General features: G+C 47.1%; 22 protein-coding genes and 1 other annotated feature. Of the genes, 6 read left to right on the top strand and 16 right to left on the bottom strand.

Annotated features, from left to right (window positions below; genetic code table 11):
* Positions 1-53: 53 nt before the first annotated feature.
* The gene (locus tag CEF13_RS10315; RefSeq protein WP_102710596.1) at positions 54-1,349 is read right to left on the bottom strand and encodes a homocysteine synthase; all 1,296 of its coding nucleotides are present in this window, start codon (positions 1,347-1,349) and stop codon (positions 54-56) included.
* A 90-nt stretch (positions 1,350-1,439) separates the two neighbouring features.
* Positions 1,440-1,997, bottom strand: coding sequence for a ComEA family DNA-binding protein (locus CEF13_RS10310; RefSeq protein ID WP_102710595.1), 558 nt, complete (start codon positions 1,995-1,997; stop codon positions 1,440-1,442).
* Positions 1,998-2,189: 192 nt separating this feature from the next.
* Between CEF13_RS10310 and comER the strand changes: the two genes are divergently transcribed.
* A complete protein-coding gene (gene comER, locus CEF13_RS10305) occupies positions 2,190-3,029 on the top strand; it encodes a late competence protein ComER (protein ID WP_102710594.1) in 840 nt (279 codons plus the stop codon).
* 40 nt (positions 3,030-3,069) lie between these two features.
* Here the strand turns inward: comER and leuS are convergent, their stop codons facing one another.
* The 4 genes from leuS to CEF13_RS10285 form a co-directional block, all read right to left on the bottom strand.
* Positions 3,070-5,508: a leucine--tRNA ligase gene (leuS, locus tag CEF13_RS10300; protein ID WP_102710593.1), complete on the bottom strand. Its 2,439-nt coding sequence runs from the start codon at positions 5,506-5,508 to the stop codon at positions 3,070-3,072.
* 66 nt (positions 5,509-5,574) lie between these two features.
* Positions 5,575-5,820: a binding site (T-box leader), on the bottom strand.
* Positions 5,821-6,004: 184 nt separating this feature from the next.
* Entirely contained in the window at positions 6,005-7,225 is a 1,221-nt protein-coding gene (locus tag CEF13_RS10295) for a GNAT family N-acetyltransferase (protein ID WP_166742825.1), read from the bottom strand.
* A gap of 139 nt (positions 7,226-7,364) precedes the next feature.
* Positions 7,365-7,667 (bottom strand): hypothetical protein, encoded by a 303-nt coding sequence (locus CEF13_RS10290; protein ID WP_102710591.1) that lies wholly within the window; start codon positions 7,665-7,667, stop codon positions 7,365-7,367.
* Between the two features lie 52 nt (positions 7,668-7,719).
* On the bottom strand, positions 7,720-7,914 hold the full coding sequence (locus CEF13_RS10285; RefSeq protein WP_102710590.1) for a YwbE family protein: 195 nt from the start codon (positions 7,912-7,914) through the stop codon (positions 7,720-7,722).
* Between the two features lie 129 nt (positions 7,915-8,043).
* Between CEF13_RS10285 and CEF13_RS10280 the strand changes: the two genes are divergently transcribed.
* Positions 8,044-9,888, top strand: coding sequence for a DEAD/DEAH box helicase (locus CEF13_RS10280; protein ID WP_102710589.1), 1,845 nt, complete (start codon positions 8,044-8,046; stop codon positions 9,886-9,888).
* 792 nt (positions 9,889-10,680) lie between these two features.
* On the opposite strand, the gene CEF13_RS29440 is transcribed toward CEF13_RS10280, so the two are convergent.
* The 5 genes from CEF13_RS29440 to CEF13_RS10265 form a co-directional block, all read right to left on the bottom strand.
* Positions 10,681-10,815: a hypothetical protein gene (locus tag CEF13_RS29440; RefSeq protein ID WP_279588883.1), complete on the bottom strand. Its 135-nt coding sequence runs from the start codon at positions 10,813-10,815 to the stop codon at positions 10,681-10,683.
* Positions 10,785-10,913, bottom strand: coding sequence for a hypothetical protein (locus CEF13_RS29435; RefSeq protein ID WP_280531298.1), 129 nt, complete (start codon positions 10,911-10,913; stop codon positions 10,785-10,787). The genes CEF13_RS29440 and CEF13_RS29435 overlap by 31 nt, the downstream gene beginning before the upstream one ends.
* 75 nt (positions 10,914-10,988) lie before the next feature.
* Positions 10,989-11,786 carry a Cof-type HAD-IIB family hydrolase gene (locus CEF13_RS10275; protein WP_208414532.1) on the bottom strand — a complete coding sequence of 266 codons (798 nt, stop codon included), beginning with the start codon at positions 11,784-11,786 and terminating at the stop codon, positions 10,989-10,991.
* 71 nt (positions 11,787-11,857) lie between these two features.
* Positions 11,858-12,610, bottom strand: coding sequence for a pseudouridine synthase (locus CEF13_RS10270; protein ID WP_102710588.1), 753 nt, complete (start codon positions 12,608-12,610; stop codon positions 11,858-11,860).
* 1 nt (position 12,611) lies between these two features.
* Positions 12,612-14,276 (bottom strand): RsmB/NOP family class I SAM-dependent RNA methyltransferase, encoded by a 1,665-nt coding sequence (locus CEF13_RS10265; protein WP_102710587.1) that lies wholly within the window; start codon positions 14,274-14,276, stop codon positions 12,612-12,614.
* Positions 14,277-14,418: 142 nt separating this feature from the next.
* Here CEF13_RS10265 and CEF13_RS10260 point away from each other — a divergent pair, with 142 nt between their 5' ends.
* Both CEF13_RS10260 and CEF13_RS10255 read left to right on the top strand, forming a co-directional pair.
* Entirely contained in the window at positions 14,419-14,937 is a 519-nt protein-coding gene (locus tag CEF13_RS10260) for a thioredoxin family protein (protein ID WP_102710586.1), read from the top strand.
* Entirely contained in the window at positions 14,934-15,470 is a 537-nt protein-coding gene (locus tag CEF13_RS10255; RefSeq protein ID WP_166742824.1) for a PCYCGC motif-containing (lipo)protein, read from the top strand. Before CEF13_RS10260 ends, CEF13_RS10255 begins: the two co-directional genes overlap by 4 nt.
* 84 nt (positions 15,471-15,554) lie before the next feature.
* Here the strand turns inward: CEF13_RS10255 and yjbM are convergent, their stop codons facing one another.
* Positions 15,555-16,358 carry a GTP diphosphokinase gene (gene yjbM / locus CEF13_RS10250; RefSeq protein WP_102710584.1) on the bottom strand — a complete coding sequence of 268 codons (804 nt, stop codon included), beginning with the start codon at positions 16,356-16,358 and terminating at the stop codon, positions 15,555-15,557.
* Positions 16,359-16,375: 17 nt separating this feature from the next.
* Positions 16,376-17,473, bottom strand: a complete 1,098-nt coding sequence (locus CEF13_RS10245) for a quinone-dependent dihydroorotate dehydrogenase (RefSeq protein WP_102710583.1) — start codon at positions 17,471-17,473, stop codon at positions 16,376-16,378.
* A 175-nt stretch (positions 17,474-17,648) separates the two neighbouring features.
* Here CEF13_RS10245 and CEF13_RS28745 point away from each other — a divergent pair, with 175 nt between their 5' ends.
* Positions 17,649-17,789 carry a hypothetical protein gene (locus CEF13_RS28745; protein WP_166742818.1) on the top strand — a complete coding sequence of 47 codons (141 nt, stop codon included), beginning with the start codon at positions 17,649-17,651 and terminating at the stop codon, positions 17,787-17,789.
* Positions 17,790-17,794: 5 nt separating this feature from the next.
* Here CEF13_RS28745 and CEF13_RS10240 read toward each other — a convergent pair whose 3' ends face one another.
* The 3 genes from CEF13_RS10240 to CEF13_RS10230 form a co-directional block, all read right to left on the bottom strand.
* Positions 17,795-19,201, bottom strand: coding sequence for a L,D-transpeptidase (locus tag CEF13_RS10240; RefSeq protein WP_102710582.1), 1,407 nt, complete (start codon positions 19,199-19,201; stop codon positions 17,795-17,797).
* Positions 19,202-19,356: 155 nt separating this feature from the next.
* Positions 19,357-19,593, bottom strand: coding sequence for a ferredoxin (locus tag CEF13_RS10235; protein ID WP_102710581.1), 237 nt, complete (start codon positions 19,591-19,593; stop codon positions 19,357-19,359).
* 56 nt (positions 19,594-19,649) lie between these two features.
* Positions 19,650-20,936, bottom strand: a complete 1,287-nt coding sequence (locus tag CEF13_RS10230) for a DNA polymerase IV (RefSeq protein WP_102716326.1) — start codon at positions 20,934-20,936, stop codon at positions 19,650-19,652.
* 204 nt (positions 20,937-21,140) lie between these two features.
* Between CEF13_RS10230 and cimA the strand changes: the two genes are divergently transcribed.
* Positions 21,141-22,757: a citramalate synthase gene (cimA, locus tag CEF13_RS10225; RefSeq protein WP_102710580.1), complete on the top strand. Its 1,617-nt coding sequence runs from the start codon at positions 21,141-21,143 to the stop codon at positions 22,755-22,757.
* The last annotated feature ends 26 nt before the right edge of the window (positions 22,758-22,783 follow it).

Genomic DNA, 22,783 nt, shown 5'->3' with positions numbered 1-22,783 from the left:
ACTTCCTCTCTCATGCTGCATCTGTTGTTCTAGTTGTGTTTGTGAGAAATAAATTAAATGGCTTGACTCGCTGCAATAGCTTGCCCTAAATCTGCCAAAATATCTTCGATTCCCTCTGTTCCGATAGACAGACGAATCATGCCAGGCGACACGCCAGCACCTGTCTGCTGCTCAGCAGACAACTGCAAATGAGTCGTGCTTGCTGGATGAATGATAAGCGACTTCGAATCGCCGACATTAGCCAAATGCGAGAACAGCTCTACTGAGTTGATTACTTTCTTGCCCGCTTCAACGCCGCCCTTGATACCGAATGTCAAGATTGCGCCTTTGCCTTTCGGCAAATATTTCTGAGCAAGCTCGTAAGAAGGATGGCTTGGCAAGCCTGGATAGTTAACCCACTCAACTGCATCGTGGCTCTCCAAAAATTCAGCTACCTTCTGTGCATTAGAGCTGTGGCGTTCCATCCGAAGATGAAGCGTCTCAAGTCCTTGAAGCAGCAGGAAGGAGTTGAATGGAGACAAAGCAGCGCCCATATCGCGAAGCAATTGCACACGAGCTTTAATAATGTACGCAACTGGACCAACTGCATCGGTATAAACAACGCCGTTATAGCTTGGATCCGGCTCAGTTAGGCCAGGGAATTTGCCGCTAGCCTTCCAGTCGAACTTACCGCCGTCTACGATTACGCCGCCGATAGATGTACCATGGCCGCCAATAAATTTCGTAGCAGAATGTACAACTATATCTGCGCCATGCTCAAGCGGACGGCATAGATAAGGACTTGGGAACGTATTGTCAACGATAAACGGAAGACCGTGCTCGTGAGCAATCGCAGCAACAGCCTCTAGATCAATTACATCGCCCTTTGGATTGCCGATCGTTTCCGCATATACAGCTTTCGTACGCTCGTTAATCGCAGCACGGAAATTTTCTGGATTCGATGGATCGACGAATTTCACTGTAATGCCCAGCTTTGGCAGCGTAGTTGAGAAGAGATTATATGTGCCTCCATATAAACTGGTTGCGGATACAATTTCATCTCCAGTGCCAGCAATATTGAGAATCGAGTATGTAATAGCTGATTGTCCGGATGCAACTGCCAATGCAGCAGGAGCTCCCTCAAGTTCAGCTACACGCTTCTCAAAAACATCCGATGTCGGGTTCATGATTCTCGAATAAATATTGCCGAACTCTTGCAGGGAGAATAAGTTCGCTGCATGATCTGTATCTTTGAATCCGTAAGATGTCGTTTGGTAAATAGGCACCGCGCGTGACATCGTAGTCGGATCGATTTGTTGACCTCCGTGGACGGATAGTGTGTCAAGAGAAAGCTTGCGTTGTTCTGACATGGTCTCGACTCCTTCAAATAATTTAATTTGAAATCTAGCATTGTAAGCGGATTCTATTAAAACAGCCCACTTCCTTCCATTCTCTCACAATTATGGTCTTGCGACAATGCTATCTTTAATACTAGACAATGTTTTTTTGCCAATCCCCTTGACTCTTAGCAAATCATCTATTGATTTAAACTTGCCATTATCCTCTCGTTCCTTAATGATAGCTTGCGCCTTAGCCGGACCAATCCCTTTCAGTGTAACAAGCTCCGCAGCCGAAGCGCGGTTAACATCGATCCTGCCATCATCCTGCGGTATAGCAGCTGGCACTTCAGCAAGCGGAGCAGTTTCTACTATTTGATCAGGTACAATAACAGATTCACTGGCCTCGGTAGGCTGATGCGGCTCCGCATCCATTAATTCAGAAGCCGCTGATGAGGTATTAGTGCTATTCTGATTAGGCTTTTCATTCAAAAATATGTTCTCATTTTGTTTATCCAACTTTATCAATGCCTCTTCTACCGCCTCATTCAACGGAATCCACTCCTCCGCTGTTGCCCGCTTCGGCTCGAAAAGTGCTGCTGTCAGCAGGATAACTGCTCCTATTATACAGATCAAAGCGAGTCCTAATTGTTTATTAGACAATCCAAATGACTTCCTCATGGCATAACCAACTCCTATTCATCTAACAATTTAATTGGTAATGAGTGGCATATAGAACATCCCTTGCTGAATAAGGTAAGAGAGCACACGAATTGCGCACTGATCCTTTGCCATGCTATTTAAAGGCGCTTGCTAGAAGGATATGGCGTTGAAAATGGTTTTGCATCAGCGAAACCTATAGGAGGGTTCAGCATGAATGTCGGATTTATCGGGACGGGCACAATGGGAAGCCTGCTCATTGAAGCTTTTATTGCGTCAGGCGCACTTTCACCAACAGAAGTTGCCATCAGCAACCGAACTTTTGCCAAAGCGCAAGCTCTAGCCAACCGCTATTCCGGCATGAGAGCAGAATTCACGAATGCTGGAGCCGCTGCTGGCTGTGATATCATCTTTCTATGCGTAAAACCATTGGAATTCAAAAGCGCCGTTGATGATATAAAATCGGTAATTAAGCCGCAGCAAATTGTCGTTTCAATTACAAGCCCGGTACTTATCTCCCATTTAGAGGGCGAGTTAAATTGCAAGGTTGCGAAGGTTATTCCTAGTATTACGAACTATGTATGGAGCGGAGCTTCACTTTGCATATACGGCCAGTCCATTCAGGAGGAAGATAAAGAACAGCTGGAAGCATTGCTGTCCCATATAAGCGAGCCCCTCAGAATCGATGAGAGCTACACGCGCATCGTATCTGATCTATCGAGCTGCGGTCCTGCCTTTATTTCTTTTTTGCTGGAGCAATTTGTTGATGCTGCGGTTGAGGAAACAGGCATTGGACGAGATGAAGCGCTGCGCGTTGCAAGTGCCATGCTGCTCGGAACAGGCATGCTGCTTACCGAAGGCGGGCTAACACCAGCACAAATACAGGAGCGTGTTGCTGTCCCTGGCGGTATAACCGCGAAAGCATTAAATCTTCTCCGCAGTGAAACAGAGGGAGTGTTTGCTGAGCTGATTCGCACAACCCATGCCAAATTCAATGAAGACTTAGCAAAGGTTTCCATCGCATTTACAGGCGAAGAGGTGAACGGACAATAGCTGTTCTTCAGCTAATGCCCGCTCACCTCTTCAATTTGCACTAATTGGCTACTATATTGACAAGCTTGCCTGGGATGGCAATTACTTTACGAATTGTTTTACCTGCGATCAACTCTTGCACTTTCTCCAGCTCTTTCGCAAGGCTTTCCATTTCAGCTGCATCCATGCCGGCTGCGATGGATACGCGATCTGCGATTTTACCATTAACCTGCACAACGATCTCGACTTCCTGATCGACTGTCCAAGCTTCATCATACGAAGGGAATGCAGAATACGTTAGTGAATCGCTGCGGCCTAATCTTTCCCAAAGCTCTTCGGCGATATGCGGTGCAATCGGAGACAATAATTGTACAAATTGCTCCATCGCCGCTTGCGGCAATACATCCGTTTTGTAAGCCTCATTTACGAAAATCATAAGCTGGCTGATTACGGTGTTGAAGCGCAATCCTTCATAGTCCTCCGTAACCTTCTTGATCGAACGGTGCCATGTGCGCTTGAATGCATCACTCGTATCGCCTGCTCCGATTTTAGCGTTCATGCTGCCGTCTTCATTGACGAACAAACGCCATACACGGTTCAGGAAGCGGTACGTTCCTTCTACGCCGTTCGTGTTCCAAGGCTTCGTAGCTTCAAGCGGACCCATAAACATTTCATACATCCGAAGAGTATCAGCACCGAATTCATTAACGATATCATCCGGGTTAATGACGTTGCCGCGTGACTTCGACATCTTCTCGTTGTTATTGCCAAGAATCATGCCTTGGTTGACGAGCTTATAGAACGGTTCTTTTGTATCTACTACACCGATATCATAAAGCACCTTATGCCAGAAGCGGGCATACAGCAAATGAAGCACGGCATGCTCGGCGCCGCCGATATATAAGTCAACAGGAAGCCATTGCTTTTGTTTCTCTGGCGAGCATAATTGTTTATCATTTTTCGGATCGATGAAACGCAAGTAGTACCAGCAGCTTCCTGCCCATTGCGGCATCGTATTCGTTTCACGGCGCGCTTTCATGCCGGTTTCCGGATCGATTGTATTGACCCATTCGGTCACATTAGCAAGCGGAGATTCGCCTGTTCCTGATGGCGTAATGGCATCGACATCCGGCAGCAGTAATGGAAGCTGATCCTCAGGCACCGTCTTCATTGTGCCGTCCTCCAAGTGAAGAATAGGAATCGGCTCTCCCCAATAGCGTTGACGGCTGAACAGCCAATCGCGCAGGCGGTAAGTGATCTTCCCTTTGCCTTTGCCCGAAGCGTCCAGATGCTCGATCATCTTCGCAATTGCATCCTCATTGTTCAATCCATTCAAGAAATCAGAGTTTACATGCGGTCCATCGCCTGCATAAGCTTCTTTCGAAATATCTCCGCCTTGCACAACCTCCACAATAGGAAGGTCGAATTGTTTAGCAAATTCCCAGTCACGCGCGTCGTGGCCTGGTACAGCCATGATTGCTCCAGTTCCATAACCGGCTAATACATAATCAGCAATCCAAATCGGTGTTTTCTCACCGTTTACAGGATTAATCGCATAAGCACCTGTAAATACGCCGGATTTATCTTTAGCCAAGTCTGTACGTTCCAGGTCGCTCTTGCGGGCCGCTGCTTCTTGATATGCCTCGACAGCCGATTTTTGCTCCGCTGTTACAATTTTCGCAACAAGCTCATGCTCAGGCGCCAATACACAGTATGTCGCACCAAACAGAGTATCAGGGCGAGTTGTAAAAACGACAAGCGCTGCATCATGACCATCAATCTCGAAAGTTACTTCAGCACCCTTCGATTTTCCGATCCAGTTGCGCTGCATATCCTTGATACTCTCCGACCAGTCCAGCTCTTCTAAATCTTCCAGCAAGCGCTCCGCATACTCAGTAATTCTTAGTATCCATTGGCGCATTGGCTTGCGGACAACAGGGTGGTTCCCGCGCTCGCTTAGACCATTAATAACTTCTTCATTGGCAAGCACCGTTCCAAGCGCTGGGCACCAGTTCACAGACACTTCAGCTACGTATGCAAGTCCTCTATTATACAATTGGATAAAAATCCATTGCGTCCATTTGTAGTATTCCGGATCTGTCGTACTTATTTCACGATCCCAGTCATACGAGAAGCCCAGCGATTTAATTTGTCTGCGGAAATTATCGATGTTTTTAAACGTAATATCACGCGGATGCTGTCCCGTATCAAGCGCGTGCTGCTCCGCCGGCAAGCCGAAAGCATCCCAGCCCATTGGATGAAGCACATTATAGCCCTTCATGCGTTTGTAACGAGAAACAATATCCGTAGCCGTATAGCCTTCTGGATGTCCTACGTGCAGACCCGCTCCCGAAGGATATGGAAACATATCTAACGCATAAAATTTAGGTTTATCCGCGTCCTCTGTTGTTTGAAACGTTTTGTTCTTATCCCAATATTGCTGCCACTTCGGCTCGACAACAAGCGGATTATAGCCATGAAATTGCTGTTCTTGACTCATCTGTGAATGTCCTCCTCATAATTCTTCCCTAAAAAAACATAAAACCTCTCGTCCCTAGCGGTTATCGCTAGGGACGAGAGGTTGTTCTCCCGTGGTACCACCCTAGTTAGCGGCAGGCATGCTTTGCCCATCACTCACTTGTCGCCATTATCGCAGGCCAAACGGTGCGTTTTCGTACCAATGTCCAGCATCGATACATTGTCGCACAGCTCCAAGGCGAGCTTCATTCCGCTGCAGGTCCGGCTTGCACCATTAATCGCCGGCTCTCTAGGCCTCACACACGAAATTACTGTTCCTCTTCTACGCTTCATATGTAAAAAATCATTACTTCGATTATAAAGACCGCACGGTCCAGTGTCAAGTAAACCATTATTATTGATACAAGCACAAAGCCTTTCCACTACGCGCTTAAAAGTCTATTCTGACTGTGAATTTGCGACCATAATCAGAAATACATTCGCGCTAGTAACAAATAGTGAAACTAGTCACTTTAGGTTTAGACTAAATGATTCGGAATATGGTTGGGTTGCTGGGCTCTATACCAATATTCGTACTGCAGTTCGTAGCCTATTTTTTCGTAGAGCCGATTGGCGGGGGCATTATTTTTTACAACCTGTAAATAGCCATACTTCGCTCCCCTGCTTTTACCCCATTGCAAAATATGCAAAATAAGCTGTTCACCGTAGCCGCGATTCCGCTTCTCGGAGTCAGTAACAATGTCATAAAGTCCAATCCATCCATCCTCGATTACAGCAAGTCCACTAGCAACAGGTATACCGTTATCATGCAATATAGCAAAGCATTTCTCTAAAGGCGAATACTCCAGCATTTTTTGAGTTACCAGACTTTGCTCCTCCGTTAGTCTATTGAATACCCTATTAGTATCCAGCCATGCCTCAGAGATTTCGTTGTCCATCCAAATATCAGCTTGATTAGGTAACTTGACATGGTCAAGATGCAGCGTTTTGACAAGTGTAGGATCAAGCAGCTCATAGCCGCGCAAAGCCAGCTCCTCGTCCAGAGAGGCGGGCTGAATGAATGGTGTCATTTTAAAAACAGTTCGAGTTCCCTCCCGCTGATAAAGCCGCTCACACGATCTTATCTTATGCTCAAGCTCTAACGTGTTTCCGTATATAGCTTGAATGGAATTGGAACGCTTCGTATAGCCCTCAGCAAAGCGGAGCAGCCAGCCATCATACAAGACCGTCTGCAACGCCGGCCAGCCATTAAAGCTCATTTCCTCAATCCGAAAATGAATGCGATGCTTCATCTGCTCAATATGATGCTGATCATGCCAAAAAAAATCCTTCAAATATTTGTCGATTATAAAAGGAAGACCGTCCGCATCCTGATAAGCTGCTTTATACTGCTCCTCTTGCAGACTAGCTATCGTATCTATTATCCGCTTCCTGCTGCGTACAGCTTGCCTACTCAGTTCTTTAAGATCTATTGTTTTCGCATATTTTTTTGCCTCTTCATTAAATTCATCAAAATTCAAGAGCTTAAGAGTAAGAGGCAAGCCCGCTTCTATTTTTGCAATGGCTGCTTCAAAGAAATAATCATCCCAGCGCAAAATATGAGCCGTAATCTCGCGAAGGGTCCATTTCCCTACATCAACATGCTGATCCCATATCGTCTCGTCGTATTTCCCTAAATCCGTAACAAATGATATCCATATGCCAAATTCCCGCAGAAGCTGCTCTTTTTCTGCACTCATAGCTAGTACCCCTCCCCTGTTTTGTTTGATTGAATTTGAAATTATTTCTATCATATAGGATTTGCTATTTATTATCGAGATCACTTTGAATGCAAACAAAAAAAGCCGCTCAATGAGCAGCCTTTCAATACATATATGATTACAGAAGCCCAAACCGCTCAAGCTGTTCCAGTTGTTTCGCTTGCAGAAGCACCTTTCGCTGCATAGGACCAAGCAGATCAAAGTGCGGATACTCTGATCGAGCATGGATATAACGAGGATTGAGACCATTCTCACGGCACCAATGGGACAGCTTCTCCATGTCGGCACATCCAACCTTTGTCACCGTCCTCATATCCGGAAATCGCGAGTCAAGCCAATAATGAGTTAAGAAGGCGATCTCTCCTCGCGCGACCGCTTCCTTCCACCTCTCCATCTCTTCCCTCTTGATACCGAAAGCCATAACAACGCTCCTTCAAGTTTTGTGTAACAAAACTAGCTTCGTAAGCATTTCCTTAACCAATGATGTTTTTAACGCGTCCTACCTGCCCATCGGCCAACCTAACTTTTATGCCATGCGGATGCTTCGGGGAATTGGTCAAAATATCTTTCACGACACCACGTGTCAGCTTGCCTGTACGTTGATCTTGCTTTAATACAATATCTACCTCTAGCCCTGATTTAATCGCTGAGCGCTCTGTACCATTCATTATTTATCATTCCTCTGCTGCTCTAATGTTGTTTTTTAGCATAGCATATGTAAAGTAAAGATGCACATTATAAGGACAACCTGTTATACTTAACATCAAACGATGTAAACGAAATGAGGAAATATATTAATGTCTAACGCATTTAACGCTCTGGGGATATCGCCCAAGTTAAGCGAATTGCTTCAACAAGATGGAATTACAGAGCCGACTCCGGTTCAAAAGCAAGCCATTCCGCTGCTTCTTAATGGGCAGGATGTCATTGCTCAAGCACAAACAGGTACAGGCAAAACGATTGCGTTTGCGCTGCCTATTTTGCAAAGAATTAATGTTGAAAAAGAGCAGGTGCAAGCTCTCATCTTAACACCGACAAGGGAGCTAGCCATTCAAATAACGAGTGAACTTAAGAAGCTGGTGTCTGGTGTAGGCGCTACTGTTCTGGCAGCATACGGCGGCCAAGACGTAGATGCGCAAATTCGCAAGCTGCAGCGCGCGCCTCATATTGTCGTAGCTACACCAGGGCGACTTATCGATCATATGAAACGTGAAACCGTTAACCTTGGCAAGCTGCAAATGCTTGTTCTCGATGAGGCCGACCAAATGCTTCACATGGGCTTCTTGCCTGATGTTGAAAGTATTATCACGCAAACGCCTAAAGCGCGTCAAACGATGCTTTTCTCTGCTACTATGCCGGATGCAATCCGTAAATTAGCAGCAGAATATATGAAAACACCTGCCGATATTCGTGTACGCAGCACGAACGTAACGCTCGACAGCATCACGCAAATCGTTTATGAGACAACAGATAGAAGCAAGCAGCAAACGCTTGTACAATTGCTTCAGCGCCACCAACCTTATCTGGCTGTTATTTTTTGCCGCACGAAGGTGCGTGCGAAGAAGTTGAACAAAGAGCTGCAGGAGCTTGGCATTGAATCCGATGAGCTGCATGGTGATTTGACACAAGCGAAGCGGGAACAGGTTATGAAGCGGTTTAGAGATGCGCGATTGCAAGTACTTGTCGCAACCGATGTAGCCGCACGCGGTCTTGATGTCGAAGGTGTAACACATGTTTACAACTACGATGTGCCGCAGGATGGCGAGCTTTATATCCACCGTATCGGAAGAACGGGCCGCGCTGGACAAGAAGGCGCAGCAATCACGCTTGCTACTCCTTATGATAAGAATCATCTAATTCTGATTGAGCAAAGCATTAACGCTAAGCTCACACGCCGTTCGATCGACAGTGAAGGCGTTGAAACATCCGTCCGTTCACAGTCAGGTGAACGTGCTGAGAGAGGCCGCAGCGCTTCCGGCAAAAACAGCACTCGCAGCGGCAATGGGAAACCACAATCCGGCGGACGCCGCGGCGGTCGCGACCAATCCGGTACGCAGGATCGGTTTGCCAAGCCGGGTGGCCGCAGAGGCCAACGCGAGACTGTACGTCCTGCTTCTTCTGGAAGACGGAACGAAAGAAATACAGAGTCGATTGCACAAGCATCCGAAAATAGTGGCGAAAGTGCAGGCTGGAACGCACGTCGCGGCGAACGCTTTGAAAACAGCAATAGCTCCGGTCGCAGCAGTGAACGTACTAATAATCGCGGTGGTGCTGGTCGCTCCGATAACCGCAGCAGTTCAGGTCGCGGTGGTGAACGCACCGATAACCGTGGCAGCGCTGGTCGCGGCGGCGAACGCAGCACGGGACGCGCTGGTTTCGGCAGCCCGCGTGGCGATGAGCACGTTGCAGGACGTGGAGCAGATGCTGTGGACAGCCCTTGGACAGCGGCGCGCGGCAAAGCTAATATTGCTGGACGCGTTGAGTCACGCGGAGCCGTTCGCGGCAATGCCCAAGCTGGTGGACGCGGTGGACAACGCGGTAATTCATCCGCAGGCGGACGGAGTAATTCGCAAGCTGGCGGACACAAAAACTCAAGCGGCGGCAGCTCAGCAGGCAAGCCACGCGGAGGACGCAACCGTTAATAACCAAATGAAAGGCATATGCGCAAGCGCATATGCCTTTTTTCTTGTTTCTTTCTGTATTACATTTACGGCTCGTCTGCCACTCCGCACTCCATCTGCTGCACTTCTGCAGCACATTAGCCTCTCAACCGCAGCTCCGCGCTCCATGTCATGCATTTCTGCAGCACATTCACCTTTCAACTGCCACTCCGTGCTCCATGTAATGCACTTCTGCAGTACATTAGCTACTTAACTGCCACTCTGCGCTCCATCTACTGCACTTCTGCAGCACATTCACTGCTCGACTGCCGCTACGAGCTCCATGTGAATGCATTTCTGCAGTACATTAGCTACACAACTGCCGCTACGAGCACCATGTGATGTACTTCTGCAGCACATTCACTTTCAACTGCCGCTACGAGCTCCATCTACTGCACTTCTGCAGCATATTAGCCGCTTAACCACAGCTTCGCGCCCCATGCGATGCATTTCTGCAGTACATTAGCTACTCAACTGCCGCTACGAGCTCCATTTCATGCATTTCTGCAGCACATTCACCGCTCAACTGCCGCAACGAGCTCCAAGTGATGCACTTCTGCAGCACATTAGCTACTCAACCGCAGCTCCGCGCTCCATGTAATGCACTTCTGCAGCACAATAGCTACTCAACTGCCGCCCCGTGCTCAATGTAATGCACTTCTGCAGCACATTAGTCTCTCAACCGCCGCCCCTTGCTCCATGTGATGCACTTCTGCAGCACATTCACCACTCAACTGCCACTCCACGCTCCATGTAATGCACTTCCGCAGTACATTAGCTACTCATCCGCAGCTCCGCGCTCCATGTGATGCACTTCTGCAGCACATTAGCCTCACCAATGCCGCTCCGCACTCCATCTGCTGCACTTCTACAGCACATTAGACGCTTAACCGCAGCTTCGCGCCCCATGTGATGTACTTCTGCAGCACATTCACCTCTCCAATGCCGCTCCGCACTTCATCTGCTGCACTTCTGCAGCACATTAGCTTATTGCATGTTAGATTCACCCTCTGCACGCCGCCAACTGTAATTAAAACAAGAAAACCGCCGAAGCTTTACTCGAGCCCCGACGGTTTTTCCTTTTAAGCCCATGCATACTCACGAAGCGCATAAGCTACGCCATCCTCGCTGTTTGAGCGAGCAACAGCATTAGCCGCCAGCTTGACCGCGTCAGGTGAATTGCCCATGGCAATGCCCATACCGGCAAATTCCAGCATTGTAACATCATTATAATAATTGCCTATCGCAAGAATTCGGCTGGAGTCGATCTCGCGAATTTTCGCCAGCTGCTGCAATGCTTTCCCTTTGTTCGCCTCAGCATGGTGAACATCAATAAAGAAATCACCGCTGCGAATCGACTTGAGAGTCATCGGCCAGCCTTCCCATTCCGCTTGTACGGAATCCATTTCCTCTTTGCTCCCAAATACCGTAAATTTGACTAAGCCCTCAGGCAAGCCGAGGCGAAAGTCTTGAACAGCAGGATTCGCTTGGAAACGATGATACATCGCTTCTGCTTCCGAAGACATGCTCTCGACCATCATCTCAAATGCGGTATTCACATCAAAATGAATGCTTTTCTCACGGCAATAGTCGATAAAAGCCAACAATTGCTCAGGCATCATATCGAACTGGTGTAATACCGACCGATTATCCGCATTAATTGTAGCCGCTCCGTTATGTGTAATAACGGTACCGCCTAATCCAAGCTCCTCTAGAATAGGGATTGCTCCTGACGGGCCTCTCCCTGTACATAAAACGATTTGTGCGCCGTAATCGGCTGCCTCTCGCACAGTATCGCGAATTTCTTTCGTCAGCACATGATCATCGGTCAATAAGGTGCCGTCTACATCTAATGCAATAAGATCATATTTCAGACTCATGTTACATCTCTCCTATCCCTTGCCCTTTATCTCTATTTTTGTTTAGTTCCGCAAGTCTACTATTAAAAACCTTATTCCGCAGCCCGTCTGTGCAGACGAAGCTGCTCTACCTCATCCTCAGTCAGCTCACGATAAGAACCCTCAGGCAATGTCTCATCCAGCTTAAGCGGCCCCATCGACACTCTTTTCAAGTATACGACCTTCTTCCCCACTGCTTCAAACATTCTTTTCACTTGGTGAAACTTGCCTTCTGTAATCGTAAGTGAGATCAAGGAGAACATTTCATTGTCCCGCTGCTCTCGATCGATAATTTGCAGGTCGGCTGGCAGCGTTACATACCCATCATCAAGCGTGACACCTAACTTGAATTGATCGATGTCCTCTTCCCCTACATTACCTTGGACAGTTGCCTCATAGGTTTTCGCCACATGCTTGCGCGGTGATAGCAGTTCATGTGCAAGCTGCCCATCATTCGTAAGCAGCAGCAAGCCAACAGTATCTTTATCCAGCCTTCCAACAGGGAATGGCTCCCTTAGCCGATCATCCGCATGAAGCAAGTCAATAACGGTCCGCTCACGGCCATCCTCTGTCGCAGAGATGACACCCTGCGGCTTATTGAGCATGAAATAAACGGTATCGCGATAAACAACGGGCACTCCCTCAAAAGATACAATTGCATGATCAGGGTCTACTATGATTCCGCTGTCTTTAATTATTTTACCTTCTACGGTCACTTTTCCAAGCTTAACCGCTCTCTTAATCTCACTGCGGGTACCGCAGCCCATATGTGCAAGCAGCTTGTCTACTCGTATTCGTTTGCCCATCTTACATCCATCTCCATCCTGCCGGCAGCTCATTTTTGATCATGCCTCCAGCATATTTGCCCCATCCTATCGGGAACCCGTCCGCGCACACGAGTACATAGCCTTTAAGAGGCATGCCTTCACACAGCGTTATGTCTGAATCCGACGCGAAGACCGTCTCCCCTTTAAGGAAACGGAGCGTCTGCGGATCATCAGAGGACCAATTGACCGAACGAACGGCCTCCTCGCGCGTGAGTCCCATAGCCAGTGGGTGCGAAGGCTCGATTCTGCCCCGTTTAGCCTCCCCAACATACCAGCCTGCCCGAACTACGCGCAAACCATCAAGCGAAGGCAGCTCATCCGGTTGAATATATATCCGCGAGCCGTAAGCAACAGCTCGTCCCGGCCAAGCTGCCGCATTAATAGCAAATTGCTCCGACTGCTCACGCCATAAATCGATCGGGTTAGCTTCCTCCTCGGATCGAGTACGTTCAATGGCATCTCGTTTAGCCAAAGGTTTAGCTACGCCAGCGTTCAGCCATTCTTTTTTGGTCTGACGCTTCGCTTCACGCCGCTCTTCTCTATGATCCTGCCGCTTATCTCCCTGTTTTCCAGCATTTCGCGACGATTCGCGCTTCAGACTTCCGCCATTGGCAGTGACTGCTTTGCCAAGCGGTACATTACGGCTGCTCATTTGTAAACTTTCTGATGCCGCATGGGCAGCTGCTTCAAATGGCGGACGTTCACCTTCACGTCGCAGCACGGCAACATAATGGCCTTCTCCTTCAATATGATGCGGCCACAGCCTTACGGTTCCTTCAATGCTTTGCAGACGATCTGCCTCAAGCTGGACCGTCACAGGCACCAAATCCGGTCTTCCCGGCTGCCAGCCAAAGCGATTAGGCACCTTTAGAACTTGGAAATCCGGATTATCTGCCAAAAATGTTGCAATCTGCTGCTCATTCTCCTCCGGCGAGAATGTACATGTGGAATAGACTAGAAGGCCGCCTGGCGCCAGCATGGAGCCCGCAATTCGCAATATATCGCGCTGCATGGTGGAACAGCGCTGAACGGAATGCTTCTCCCATTCCGCAATCATGGATTCATCTTTGCGAAACATCCCTTCTCCAGAGCAAGGCGCATCCACCAGAATACGGTCAAAATATTCCTTGAATACAGGAGCCAGTGCAGCCGGCTCTTCGTTCAGAACAACCGCATTTCGAACACCTGCAAGCTCGATATTTTTGGCCAATGCTTTCGTGCGCTCTTTTGCGTTGTCATTCGTCACCAGCAAGCCTTTGCCTTGCAGCTTCCCTGCGATCTGTGTTGATTTCCCGCCTGGAGCAGCGCATAAATCGAGTACGCGATGACCAGGCTGTACGTCAAGAAGCTCAACCGGCGCCATTGCGCTAGGCTCCTGTATATAGTAAAGGCCAGCATGATAATGTGGATGCTTGCCTGGCCGTTCGCCTTCCTTGTAATAAAGCCCATCCTCTGCCCATGGAATGGAACGAACATCGCCGCCCATCGGAGATAGCTGCTTCCAAGCTTGAACATCCAATTTAAGTCGGTTGATTCTTAGCCCATAAACTCGCGGTGCATCATAAGATGACATGAAATTGTCATATTCATGACCAAGAATTTTTTCCATTTTTTCAGTGAAATGTTGTGGCAAATAGCCGTTCATGCTGACTTCCTCCTGCCAATTATTAATGCTTCTGCTGCTCTTTCATACTTATTCAGCTTTGTTATATAATATAGAAAAGTAAGGACATGCCGTTCAGTATTTGCAGGTCCACCTAAAACACGTTTCGGAGGTAGTCATACGAATGAAAAAGAAAAGCAAGATCAAAATGATTTATGTGTACATCGGTATCATTATTATTCTGTTCGGCGCAATTTTTGTAATTAATAACAACGGTAAGGTAAATGCTTTATATGACAAGCCTGTATCCCAACTAAATCCGGAAACACGCAAGCTGCTGGATAACCCTAATTATCAGAATATCATATTACCGGCGGAATTGGACAAGAAGGTTGCTGACAAGGAAGATTTCTTCGTTTATATGTTTGCTTCCGATTGCAGCCATTGCATGCATACGACGCCGCAATTAATGCCTTTAGTTAAGGAGCTTGGCATTGATCTGCCTCAGTTCAATTTACGGGAGTTCCCAAGCTATTTCAACAAATACAACGTTGAGTACACACCTACGCTTGCCTATTTCAAAGACGGAGTAGAAGTAGCTCGATTAGAAGGCGGCCTTGCTGAAGGCGCACCAGGATCAGGCTATTCATTGGATGATTTCAGAGAGTTCTTCAACAAATATTCAGGAGCTGTGGCCAATTGATAAATGATGAGCGCATAACGGTGGAACATACTGGTGAAGAGCAATCCGGCTCGCATATTCGGAGCCTTGTATATGCATTACTGCTCGTATTTGCGTTCTTTACCGTGCTTACAGCATGCAGCCTTTCGAAGGACGACAAAGCTGGCGCTCAACATATGCATGGCTCCGAAACTTGGGAAACAACCGCTTCCTTCGACAAGCTGCCGACTTTTCTTTCCGATTACACTCCTCATACATCCGATCTGTACAAGCAGGTTCATGATCATATGGATCTAATGAGCGGCATTAACTGCTACTGCGGCTGTATGGACGGATTAGCTGTTGAAACACCGCATGACTCACTCCTTCGCTGCTATTTGGCGGAGCATTCAGCGGATGATGGCAGCGTAACCTGGACAAATCACAGCACAAGCTGCGGCATATGCAAAAAAGAGATGGAGGATGTCCTTGCGCTAAATAAGCAAGGCAAGTCCCCCGATGAGATTCGTGACGCAATAGACGCTTCCTACAAGCCAAAGAAATCCAGAAACTAGTCACAACAGCAAAAAGGGTATCCCCACGATTATAACTAAGGGGATACCCTTTTATTATGCATTAAGACTCCTATCGAGCCTTCATTAATTTTGATTGCCTTTTTTGGCTTTGCCGATAGCTGTTTGAATATCAAGCGATAATTGATTCAGCCCATGATAATCCTCTTTCTCGAACCTCTCGTTGAATCTCATTTGAAATTGCGCCGCCTCGCGAACGCGATGATAGAAATACAAATCCTGAATGCCCTTCAGCACCTTAGAAACGACGTTGGATTGCTCCTCAAACTCGGTTTGCGCATCCAATATTTCCTGCCTAATGCTGGTCATTTCCGTATCGAGCTGGGATGCCGCTTCTGCTGCTTTTTTCAAGCGCTCACGCACGTCCTCCGGCAGGCTTTCTTTAAATTTATAATTCAAGGAATGCTCAATCGTAGCCCAGAAATTCATTGCCAATGTGCGGATTTGTATTTCGGCAAGCACAATTTTGTACCCGAGAGCCGTCTGAACAGGGTATTCCACAATCATATGATAGCTGCGGTAGCCGCTGTCTTTGAAGTGTGTAATGTAATCCTTCTCGTATACGAGCGTCAAATCTCTGCGACTGCGAATCAAGCTTGCTACCCTGTGGATATCATCTACAAACTGACACATAATCCGAATGCCCGCAATATCTTCTATACCGGTGTCCAACTGATGCGATGGAACATTCAGACGCTTGGCCTTCTCCAATATACTAGAAATCCGCTTTACTCTGCCGGTAACAAATTCAATCGGCGCATAAGCTTCTCTTATCTTCAATTCCACTCGCATCGTCTTAAATTTCACTTTAAGCTCTTCAACCGCTTGTTCATAAGGCTGTAAAAATAGATTCCAGTCTCTACCGTCCATCCGGCCTCCTCCTGTTCTTAACGATGATCTGCCCCTACTGCTTCTGCAATATTGCGGTAACCATCCCTATGTAAACATTCCTTTAGTCCATTCGTCAGCTCACGAAGCACCCCGGGCCCTTTGTAAATAAGCGCCGTATAAATTTCAACCAATGATGCTCCAGCGCGGATTTTATCGTATGCATCCTGTGCCGTGAAGATGCCTCCCGAGCCGATTATTGGCAGCTGCCCACCTGTCTGGCGGTATACAGAGCGAATAACTTCAGTCGAGCGGTCTTTCAGCGGCTTGCCACTAAGACCTCCTGCTTCTCTTGCATTCGCATGCCCAAGTCCTTCTCGCGATAAAGTTGTATTCGTCGCAATAATTCCTGATACTCCGCTTTCCATTATCGTATCAACGGTAAGCGCTAGCTGCTCATCCGTCATATCCGGCGCAATTTTAACAAGAACCGGCTTTGCTTTCTTTCCTGATTTGGACGCTTGCGTAATTATCTCCTGATTAACGGAGCTTAGCAGTCTTCTCAGCTCATCACCATGCTGTAAATCACGTAAATCAGGGGTGTTCGGAGAGCTGATATTGACTACAAAAAAATCACCGTAAGCATATAAATCTCTAATACAAGTCTGGTAGTCCTCATGTGCGAGCTCGTTAGGCGTCGTTTTGTTTTTGCCGATATTTACAGCGACAGGAATGCGGCTGATTTTGCGGCGGGCCAGACGCTTAGCCATAGCCGCCGTTCCGTCATTATTAAAGCCCATCCTATTAATTAGCGCTTCATCAGAAGGTAGACGGAATAATCGCGGCTGATCATTGCCTAGTTGTCCCTTTGGAGTTACGGTTCCCACTTCAGCAAATCCGAAACCAACGCTGGAGAAGCCGTCTGCTGCCTTGCCGTTTTTGTCCAAGCCAGCAGCAAGTCCTACAGGATGAGGAAAGTGCAAACCGAACAGCTCCGTTGCAAGCTCAGGCGACTTCGCTACGCCGTACATTGCATTCATTATACCATTCAGTCCTGGCACTTTGCCTCCTGCCGCCAGACCGTCTATAACGAGGTGATGCGCCTTTTCAGGGTCCATCCGAAAAAAAATAGGCTTCAAAATTGAAGAATAAAGCAACTTGCTCACTCCGTTCTGGGATGTAGGTACTATTCTGTCATTTTAACTTTTTTGAATCAAAAAGAAAAGAGCTTGCACCCAAGGTACAAGCCTCCCTTATATTGCGGCTTCTATAGAAAACGATTACAATGAGAGCATACTATATTTGACTATGTGATAGAGAGGTTGATTGTCCATGAGTTCAGCAAAAAGAAAACCGGCAACGATGAAAGTGAAGCCGAAGGAAGAAGTAAACAAGAAAGCGTTGATCTGGGTCGGCGCCATTGTTGGCGTTGTCGTTATCGCAGTCGCTGTGCTTCTGATCGTCTCCTCGTAATTCATTTACGAAAGCCATTTATACGTTTTGACGGGATTGGTTTCGTTCTGCCGCGGTTCCAGCTTGAATCTTTCGGCTGAAGGCTGCGCGCTGGATGGAAGCGTCCCGTTTTTTATTTTAACAACCGTTCCTAGCGGTACGATATCAAACAGCTCTTCCACATCGTCTTTTTTCATGCGAACGCAGCCAAGCGATTCGTCCTTGCCTATACTGCGGGGATCATCGGTTCCATGAATGGCATACAGTGTATTAGACAGCGTCATCCCTCTGCTGCCAAATATGCCGTCATCACGCCCGTTCGGATTTTTCACCTTCTCACTGATATAGAAGCTGCCCTCGGGTGTTTCATCACCTCCGAGCCCCACCTTGAAGCTTCGAACAATAATATTGCCTTGAACGACTGCTAGACTATAGGTTGCTTTATCCACGACAATCTCAAGAGGCTGACTCCACTGTTTATCCAGCATTCCGTTCGTACCAACAATCAATGTCGCAGACTTCGTCTTCAGGATATCCCGATCACTCTGCTGTTGATCCATAGACTCTAAGTCATCAGGGTCAGCTAATCCATTCTTAAGCGCCTGCGAATATTTCAGCTTCTTTACAACACCAGCGAACATCTCTCTCATTCCTTCACGCTCACCAGCTAACACATTATTAGGATAGGGTCGAATGAGGTCATCCAGCTTCTCAGGCCATTTCTTATTTCTGCGCTCATAGTGATAGATTGCGCTTGCAAGCGTCCAATGCGTCTCTTGCTGCTTACTCCATTGCTTGTATTTATCTGCAATGGCGGAGGCATCAGCAGGCTCGCAGGAGCAGGTTTCTCGGTCCAGCATGCTTACCTGCAGCGCTTCTCTATTCATCCCTCTCTCAACACTCATCAAAAGCTTCGTTTTACCCGTCCATTTCCGCCAGCCTGTATCTTCTTCCAATTTTGCCGCAATTGTCAGCAGGGGCAACTCAGTGCCAGCTGACATCATATTGTTCCAGGCATGCCCAATGGGATATAGCTCTTTCTTCGGCACGTATACAACTCCAACTTGTGGTACATCGGCTTGTGTGCTCGTTATTGGTTGCTGCGCTTGTTCATTATGTACGGTCCCGTTAGCGGGTATAAGCATGGCAAGAAGCAAGAGCGAACCAGCTAACAACATCGTACGTCTTGTAAGCTTCTTCTTGTTTTGCTGCTTTTCCCACTGCTTTAGCAATTGTAGCTGATTTTCTGATAACGGATGGCTTTCATGCTCGAATGCATCATATACCTCACCCGCCTGTATGAAGCAGTAATTAGCTTTCCCTTCTTTGCCCGCCAGCATATATTGCTTGCCGAGCAAATACCAGCCCATTCGGTTATCAGGATGCTTCTTCACAAATTGCTTCAAATAAAACATATCCTCTGGAGAGTCCATCCCTTATCCTCCCTGCTTGCATGATGTATAGTCACTATATCGGCAGGAAAGGACTTTCATTGCAATTCTGTGATCATTCCCTGCCCTGATAACAGAAAAAAGCTCCTGCTCGCAGCTGAAACTTGCGAGTAGGAGCTCATGATTGCTATGGAAGATTAATAATTGAATGGTTCGTCAGCTATTTTGATTGAATCAGTTGGACAGCCATCCGCTGCGTCCTGCAAATCATCAAATAAATCTTCAGGAATCTCAGTGTTGCCTGTATTTCCGTCAGCCTTATAAATAACTTCAGCCAGACCCTCATCATCATAATCATAAATGTCAGGAGCAGTAGCTCCGCAAGCTCCACAAGCGATGCAAGTATCTTTCTCAACCCAGGTAAATTTACCCATGGAAATTCCCTCCTAAATAAAAATACGGAATAATCTCGTCTCTATACAGTCAAGCTTCACTCATCAATATATAACAAACTATCATCCTTTTGCAAGGATGTACCGCGAATTCGTTTATTCCTTATTAAGGTTGAAGGATCATCGCCAAGCATTCCAGCCGTTAACACTGCGTCCTCGCCAAAACGATCTCTTAGCTTATCCATCGCTTTCGTTAATGCTTCCTTGCGAGGCTGCTGTTCATAGTTGAACAAATCAAGCTGCAGCGCAGACTCCTCCAAGAGAGATAAATTTTGCAGCGTAACGCCGAGCAATCGAATGCCACCACCGCTCTTCCAATGCTTATCATAAAGCTGACATGCTTCTCTATAAATATCGTCAGTTGATTGTGTTGGCGCATCCAGCGTATGCGAACGGGTAATCGTCGTCATATCTGGCTTTCTGATCGTTATTTGGACGGTTGTCGCAACCAGCTTCTGTCTTCTCAGCCTTCTTCCAGTTTGATCGGATAAGTTAAGCAGAACGCGGAATACATCCTCGCGAGCTGTAATGTCATTAGGAAGCGTTGTCGTATGGCCAATGGACTTATTTCGTTCCCGGTTTGGATTAACTTCCGAATGATCAATGCCGAAAGCAGCAGATTTCATCCATGATCCCATTACGCCAAAATGCTTATTGAGAACCATTTCGTCAGTGTCCGCCAGCTGTCCGATCGTCCGTATATTCAGCTTCTCCAGCTTTTCGGCCGTCTTCCTACCGATGCCAAACAGTGTATCGCAAGGTTTATCCCATAATACATGCTTAACATCCCGAATGCGAAGCACCGTGAGACCGTTCGGCTTCTTCATGTCGGATGCCATCTTAGCGAGCAGTTTGTTCGGAGCTAAGCCAATGGAGCAAGGCAAGGACCATTCCTTTTGAATTCGATTTTGTAGAGAAGCTGCGATCTCAAGCGGTGAACCGAACATTTTGGAGCCTGTAATATCCATATAGCACTCATCAATTGAAACAGCCTCAACCATCGGAGTGTATTGCCTGGCTACGGACATAAATCCATGTGAGTATTTGCGATACAAATTAAAATCAGGCTTAATTAAAATGAGCTCGGGACAGAGCTTAAGCGCTTGTCTTACTGTCATTCCCGTCTTAATTCCTTTGCGTCTAGCCGGATAAGAGCATGTAACCAAAATGCCCTTGCGCTGTTCCACGCTGCCCGATACTGCGGTCGGCCTCCCCTTATATTTCTCAGGTTCCTCTGCTTCATGCACGGAGCAATAGAAGGCATTCATATCTAAATGAATAATAACTCGGCCCTTCGCCGGATAATGCTTATCCACATTTGTCATCATTGTATGCTGCACCGCCTATTCTAGAACAATAAGCTTTCTTATCATTAATCACCATCAGCATACAATTCCAATAAGGGCAAGTCAACGAACAGATAAATTGGATGACAAAAATTGTTTCTCCCTCTCTACTTTCACAACAACAAGTGTTATAATATTAAATTATGATTTGAATTGGCTAAGAGTGAAGGAGGCGTCCCCATTATGACAAAAATTATTTCGATCTTCGATACGACGCTGCGTGACGGTACACAAGGCGAAGGGATTAGCCTGTCGGCGGATGATAAATTAAAAATTGCCCAGAAGCTCGACGCGTTGGGCGTTCATTATATTGAAGGCGGAAATCCCGGAAGCAACAGTAAGGATATTGAGTTTTTCCAAAGGATTAAAGCATTCAATCTTAACGCAAAAATAACCGCATTCGGAAGCACGCGCCGTAAAAACAGCTTGGCTGAGCAGGATGCAAGCCTCGTACGCATCGCCGAATCAGGCGTTCCTGCCGCGACACTTGTGGGAAAATCATGGGATTTCCATGTACATACCGCCCTGCAAACGACTTTAGATGAGAATCTTTCCATGATTTATGATTCCGTTGCATTCTTAAAACAGAACGGCATGGAAGCTTTGTTTGATGCTGAGCATTTTTTCGACGGCTACAAAAACAACCCGGAATACGCATTGTCCGTTTTAAGAAAAGCACAGGATGCTGGAGCTAATTGGCTCGTTCTATGCGATACGAATGGCGGCACGCTGCCAGGTGAAATTCACGATATCGTAACGCGAGTGACACAGGAATTATCGACACCGATCGGAATCCATACTCATAATGACTGTGAGCTTGCAGTAGCCAATGCGCTTGCTGCCGTCGGTGCGGGCGCTCGCCAAGTGCAGGGAACGATCAATGGATATGGCGAACGCTGCGGCAATGCCAATCTTTGTTCCATTATCCCGAACCTTCAGATCAAGATGAACTATGACGTGCTTCCGGAAGAAAAGATTCGTTCCTTAACCGGAACAGCGCGTTACGTAAGTGAAATCGCCAATGTTCATATGCCAGTCGGTCAAGCCTTTGTCGGCAATGCCGCATTCGCGCATAAGGGCGGGATTCATGTATCTGCCATTATGAAGGATTCGAAGACCTATGAGCATATTCAGCCTGAGCTTGTTGGCAATAAGCAGCGTATTCTTGTGTCTGAGCTTGCAGGGCAAAGCAATATTATATCCAAAGCTCAAGAGCTTGGTCTTGATGTTAATGCGAATAACGAAAAAACAAAGCTGATCATGGATCAGATTAAAGAGCTTGAGCATCAGGGTTATCAGTTTGAAGGCGCTGACGCTTCTTTAGAGCTCTTATTGCGAGAGGCATTTGGCGGAGAGACTACGGAAGTATTCCAGGTTGAATCCTTCAAAATGCATGTCGAGAAAAAGAATGGCCATATGGCTTCAGAAGCCATCGTAAAAATAAATGTAGGCGGACAGCAGGTTTACACCGCCGCCGAAGGCAACGGACCGGTTAATGCGCTCGATAACGCGCTGCGCAAAGCTCTCGTTCAGTTTTATCCCAACATCGAACGAATCCATCTATCCGATTATAAAGTTCGTGTCATTGACGAGAAGGATGCTACAGCAGGTAAAGTGCGAGTTCTTATTGAATCAACCGGGCTGGACAATACATGGAGCACGGTCGGCGTCTCCAGCAATGTAATCGAAGCGAGCTGGGAAGCGCTGGTAGACAGCATACGTTACGCTCTCCTCGGCATGGATAAGGTTGACAGCATCCAAGTAGATCCATTGGACCGAATCGGTCTCATTAATCAATAGGCCAAAGAAGGGCCGCATCGCGATAT

The organism is Paenibacillus castaneae (assembly GCF_002884445.1).
GTDB classification, from domain to species: domain Bacteria; phylum Bacillota; class Bacilli; order Paenibacillales; family Paenibacillaceae; genus Pristimantibacillus; species Pristimantibacillus castaneae.
This window is presented reverse-complemented; position numbering and strand designations above follow the sequence as displayed.